Origin of the sequence: Dialister histaminiformans (genome assembly GCF_900103425.1) — a bacterium.
Lineage (GTDB): Bacteria > Bacillota > Negativicutes > Veillonellales > Dialisteraceae > Allisonella > Allisonella histaminiformans.
This window is the reverse complement of sequence record NZ_FMXA01000035.1, coordinates 1-5,507: the sequence shown is the minus strand read 5'-3', so window position 1 is coordinate 5,507 and position 5,507 is coordinate 1. Positions and strand designations below refer to the sequence as shown.

Sequence of the window (5,507 nt, the reverse complement as noted above, 5' to 3'; positions counted from 1 at the left end):
ACATCAATACCTACGCTAATCATAGCGCACCTCCTGATAATTTAAATAAAAGTAATTGTTCCAGCCACACTTATTATCATTCAGTTTAGTTCGTTACACGGGAGCAAATCCCAACCTGCTTAATCGAATATTTATAACAAGGGGCGGGTTGACAGTTTGTCGTACGGATGCGAAATCCAATGGCTTTTCGTCAGACCAATTACTCCCCTAATTATAAATAAATAAGTGCAGCTGATGAAGATGATCATTCTCCAACAACTACACTTTTATGGTACTAATGGCTTGTCGTCATTGGACACAAGTCTTCTGTTCCAGAAATTCGCAGAATTTCATTAAGAATGGTATCCAGGTCTTTATGAAAGCTGGAGATTGGAATTCATAAACAATGTCGCACTCCCATTCTTGCGAACAATGAGCATCAGCTCATCTGTGTCTGCAGAATGATTCTGCGAATAGCCTCTTCTTATATAACGTATCCCAAAAGACTTCCATTTGAATTGGAAGTCTTTTTTGATGCCTTGGAGGAAATGAATATTAAAATGCAAAATATTAGAATTATGATATGATGGTATTGAGATAAGTACAGATTATAGAATTAGGGGTTCTGAATTTGTATTTGTTTACTTAGGGAATTTTTTTGAGTAAGGGGGATTTAGGGATGAGGGATTACAAGGAATTGATTGTATGGCAGAAGTCTATGGCGTTGGCAAGTTTCATCTATACGTTAACACGTGGATTTCCCAGGGAAGAGTTATTTGGATTAACAAATCAGATAAGGCGAGCCGTTGTTTCAATTCCATCAAATATCGCAGAGGGGCATAGCCGGGGGACTGATAAAGAGTTTGTCTTTTTTCTCAGGATTGCAAAGGGGTCAGCAGCCGAAGTAGAAACTCAGCTTCTCCTTTCGAAAAAGCTCGGCTATATAAACGACAGAGAAATAAAACAGGCATTAACCCTGTACAACGAAATCGTCCGAATGCTTGGCACTCTGATTTTTAAGATAGGTAAGAGCGTTGAGGTTAGAGATTAGCGAAAAATCGTATAAAATCGGAAAAAGACAGAAAGAATCTGAAGAAATCTGATTCTTTCTGTCTTTTACACTTTTTATAAAAGAGGCAATTCGCAGAATCCACTTGCAGATAAGCGGAGCGAATCTGCCAAAGCTCTTTGCTTTAAGCTCTAAGCTCTGAGCTCCCATCACGTATGATAGAATTATGTTGAATGAATCAGGTTCTGTGTGGTAATTAAGGTAACGGGTTGGTGATTGAAATGTTGTATGCGATTATGGATATTGGGTCCACCTCTATTCGTCTGGCGGTATATCATCTGGAGAAGGATTCCATGGATTTACTTCTGAAGAAGAAGCATGCTATTGGACTGGCTGGTTTTATTGATAATGGCTGTATGTCGCAGGCAGGTATTGATAAGACGGTTGAAATTGTGAAGGATTTTAAGAATTTCCTTGCTAATTTTCCGATAGCGGCCATGGATGCAATTACTACGGCGGCTCTCAGGAACTGCAGAAACAGTAAAGCGGCAGTCTGTGAAATTGAAAAGCGCACTGGAATTTCACTCCGTGTTATTTCCGGGGATGAGGAAGCAACTTTTGACTTCATTGGAGCGACACATAATAGAAAAGACGGGAGCGGGCTTCTAGTGGATATCGGCGGTGGATCTACGGAAATTGTTTCGTATGAACATAGGGAAATCCGATTTAAAATCAGTGTACCTATGGGAGCTCTCTCGCTTCGCACAGATTTGGTACATGGTTTTCTTCCTTCTGCCGCAGAATGTCAGGCAATGAAAGCGGAAGCGGAAAGGATGTTTGACCAGGTACGGGGACTTCAGCAGCACTGCGCGCCGGCCATTATCGGTATGGGTGGTACATTCAAGAGTGCCTGTGCATTGTATAATAGGCTCTATCATTGTGACCGCTATAATACCCGTATGGATGTACTGAAAATAGAACAGATGATTTCTGAATTTCAGCGGGATATACCCCTCACAGAGGAGAAGACTATTGTGCTGATGAAAGCGGTGCCGGATCGTATGCACACCATTATTTCCGGCCTCATTATTGCCGATGTCCTGGCCAGTCGCCTGGGAAGCAGCCGTATTTCCTACAGTGATACCGGAGTTCGGGAAGGGGTTATCTGCGCAGAAATACTGCCTTTGCTAAAATAGAAATTACATAAATTTTACGGAATCATGATATAACTAAAATAGAGATTATTCAGGCAGGGAGGTCTTCGTATGAAAAGTATTCTGTTTGTAACTTATGGCGATTCATTCCGCCCGCCCATGGCATTGTATATTCTGGGCCATCTGGCAAAAGATGAAGGGATAGAACTTGCTGTCGATTCAGCTCATGTCAAAGATGGGGTGGGAGAGCCTGTTACGGAAAAGGCTATTACCACACTGGCACGCTACGGGATAGAGGGGGGCACTGAATACTGCAGTCAGATGGAATGGAACATGTATGATATCTATGACTTCATCGTTTATATGGATGATGCTGCCCGCTGGCCTCTGTTCAAGATTATAGGCGGAGATCCGGATGATAAAGTACATTGCTTCTCTGAGTTCATGGGGATGAAGGGAACAATTATTAATCCGGAATTAACCAGAGATTATGATTTGAGCTTTAAGATTCAGAAAGCGGCATGTGAAAAGATTCTGGAATTAATAAGAGGAACGAGAAACGAGTAGCGAGAAGCGAGTGAAAGATAGGAGCGAGAAGCCAGAAACGAGGTGCTAGGAAAGATAGAGAGGGGAATTAAGATAAAAAGGGAATTAGGGGGTATGATGAATGAAGGATCATAAGGACTTAATAGTATGGCAGAAATCGATGGAATTAACTCGTATTATCTATACTTTGACTAAGCGGTTTCCTCAGGGGGAAATATTTGGTCTGACAAACCAGATTAGACGAGCTGTTGTTTCTATTCCTTCTAATATAGCAGAAGGGTTTGGCAGAAATTCCGATAAGCAGTTTATTCATTTCCTGAAAATTGCGAAGGGATCTGCTGCTGAATTAGAGACACAACTTCTTATTTCAAGGGATTTAAGTTATTTAACGGCCAAGGATGCAAAATCTACCTTGGCTCTGTACGATGAAATCGCCCGTATGCTAGGCGCCCTTATCAGAAATATAGAAAAGAGAGTGGAAAAAAGATAGGGCGAGGAACGAGAAGCAAGGGAGGAAAAGATAGACTTGAGAATTGAGGAGTCACGATAATACTGTGAATCCGCAATACTCAAATCTCCATCTTCACTGCTTAAAACTCGCTTCTGGCTTCTAGCTTCTCTGTTTTTTTGGTTTCTGACTTTTCTGTTTTTTTATTACTGTAAATAACTCATTGAATTATTGGGGTAATTTAATGGAACATAGAAAAAAACTGCTCCTTACAGGAGTATATGGCTTTATTGGAGCTAATTTTGCTATATACTGGAATAATCACTATCCAGATGACCGAATTATCGGCATAGACAAGATGACGTATGCAGCCAATCCGGCTAACCTGGATTCAATTGCCAGGCATGCGAACATGACCTGCTATCGCGGGGATATTGCAGACGCAGCTTTTGTACAGTCAGTTTTTGAAAAAGAAAGGCCGCAGTGGGTAGTCAATTTTGCGGCAGAAAGTCATGTGGACCGCTCGATTAACAATCCGGAACTGTTTATTCACTCCAATGTCCTTGGGGTTTCTGTGCTAATGGATGCCTGTCTGCGCTTTGGGGTAAACAGGTTTCATCAGGTGTCTACCGATGAAGTTTATGGCGATTTACCATTGGAAAGTACCAGTGCTTTCACAGAAGAGTCAGCTCTTCACCCCTCCAGTCCCTATGCCGCATCCAAAGCATCGGCAGATTTGCTGGTGCTTTCTTATGCCAGAACCTATGGACTTCCGATTACTATTTCCCGATGCAGCAATAACTATGGACGGTTTCAGCACAGAGAAAAACTTATTCCCAAAGTGGTCGATTGTGCACACCGTGATATTTCCATTCCTGTATATGGTCGGGGAGATAACCGAAGAGATTGGATTCATGTGGATGATCACTGTACGGCTATTGATTATATTCTTCACAAAGGAAAAGAAAATCACATATACAATGTGTCTGCTCATGAGGAAATCAATAATTTGGAGTTAATTCGCAAGATATTAGCTATATTAGGTAAATCTGATGATTTAATAACCTTCGTAAACGACAGACCTGGCCACGATCGCCGCTATGCCATGGATACATCAAGCCTCGAAAAACTGGGATGGAAAGCTACACGAACCCTGGATGACTTCCTGAACACACTGAAGTGACTGTTGAGCTAAAACTCAAAGATTTAAAAAAGGCAGCTTTGTTCTCGAGACCGTGAAAAACATTTTGTTTCACAGGGGGAATATGGATTGTTTTCTTATGAAAATATAAGAAGGTAAAAGCTAAGAGGGGGAAGCCTGCAGCACATTTCCCGTTCTGGAGAGAAAGGGCGAACCGCCAGCTTTAGCTGGTGGGGGAAAGTAGACTGCTCAATGGTTGAGTAAGGGAAAGTATCTGTATGTTTGATAGGCTTTAAGCCTCAGCTAATCTTTATATGTTTGAATATAGGAGAATATTGCTGAAGCCTTGAGTATTATTTACTTATCATAATCCTCCTTCTAACCTCAATTCTTTAACCTTTGCTTTTCCCCTCAAACCTGTCTTTTTTGTCGGATTGTTGATTCCACAATGTTGGAGTATAGGGAAGTATGGTTGATGATTTAAGGGACAAAGACCGTAAGAATGCAAAAGCTTCACAAATGGGAGGAGTTCAGTACGTTTCCCGTTCTGGAGAGAAAGGGCGGACCATCCGCCAAGGCGGATGGGGGAAAGTAGACTGCTGTATGTTAGAACAAAGGGGAAATATGGTTAAAGCTTTGAGTATTATTTATTTATATACAGGTTATATAGGTTATATACAGGACAGGGGAAATGGGGAAAAGGGGAATTTATTTGTCAAAGTATATTTATGGAAAGCCCAAGGCGAAAAATCATGCTCGACATCTTCGTAAGACAATGACAAAGGAAGAGGGAATCTTATGGAGATGTTACCTTCGAAAATATCCAGTCCGTTTTTATCGGCAGTATGCTATAGGACAGTATATTGCGGATTTTTATTGCAGACAGGCCAAATTGGTTATAGAAATTGATGGTTCGCAGCATTTTATGAAAGATGGGGCAGCTCATGATTACCGAAGAACGGTTTTTATGAAACAATTTGGTATTCTTGTATTACGATTTATGAATAAAGAGATATTAACGAACCTGTCAGGGGTATGTGAGTACATTGATTATGTGGTTAAGCAGAGGTTGAAAGAACTTAGGAGCAGACAGAGCCAGGAGCTTTACCTATAATTCCTTACGATGCACATACAGGAATCAACTCTCCGCCATCTACGATGGCCCTCCTCTCTCTCCAGAGAGGAAAACGTGCTGCATGCTTTCCTTTGCTACATAGACAGGTTGGAGGT

7 protein-coding genes are annotated in these 5,507 nt (G+C 41.4%); all 7 read left to right on the top strand.

What is annotated here, in order from left to right:
* Positions 1 to 658 precede the first annotated feature (658 nt).
* The 7 genes from BLQ79_RS08020 (at position 659) to BLQ79_RS07995 (ending at position 5,391) form a co-directional block, all read left to right on the top strand.
* The gene (locus BLQ79_RS08020; RefSeq protein ID WP_091365592.1) at positions 659 to 1,030 is read left to right on the top strand and encodes a four helix bundle protein; all 372 of its coding nucleotides are present in this window, start codon (positions 659 to 661) and stop codon (positions 1,028 to 1,030) included.
* Positions 1,031 to 1,269: 239 nt separating this feature from the next.
* A complete protein-coding gene (locus tag BLQ79_RS08015; protein ID WP_091365589.1) occupies positions 1,270 to 2,184 on the top strand; it encodes a Ppx/GppA phosphatase family protein in 915 nt (304 codons plus the stop codon).
* A 69-nt stretch (positions 2,185 to 2,253) separates the two neighbouring features.
* A complete protein-coding gene (locus tag BLQ79_RS08010; protein WP_091365587.1) occupies positions 2,254 to 2,709 on the top strand; it encodes an arsenate reductase/protein-tyrosine-phosphatase family protein in 456 nt (151 codons plus the stop codon).
* Between the two features lie 100 nt (positions 2,710 to 2,809).
* On the top strand, positions 2,810 to 3,178 hold the full coding sequence (locus BLQ79_RS08005; RefSeq protein WP_091365584.1) for a four helix bundle protein: 369 nt from the start codon (positions 2,810 to 2,812) through the stop codon (positions 3,176 to 3,178).
* A 202-nt stretch (positions 3,179 to 3,380) separates the two neighbouring features.
* Complete coding sequence (rfbB, locus tag BLQ79_RS08000) at positions 3,381 to 4,319, top strand: dTDP-glucose 4,6-dehydratase (RefSeq protein WP_091365582.1); 939 nt, start codon at positions 3,381 to 3,383, stop codon at positions 4,317 to 4,319.
* Positions 4,320 to 4,745: 426 nt separating this feature from the next.
* Positions 4,746 to 5,048, top strand: coding sequence for a hypothetical protein (locus BLQ79_RS08325; RefSeq protein WP_200779867.1), 303 nt, complete (start codon positions 4,746 to 4,748; stop codon positions 5,046 to 5,048).
* On the top strand, positions 4,969 to 5,391 hold the full coding sequence (locus tag BLQ79_RS07995; protein WP_091365580.1) for an endonuclease domain-containing protein: 423 nt from the start codon (positions 4,969 to 4,971) through the stop codon (positions 5,389 to 5,391). Before BLQ79_RS08325 ends, BLQ79_RS07995 begins: the two co-directional genes overlap by 80 nt.
* The last annotated feature ends 116 nt before the right edge of the window (positions 5,392 to 5,507 follow it).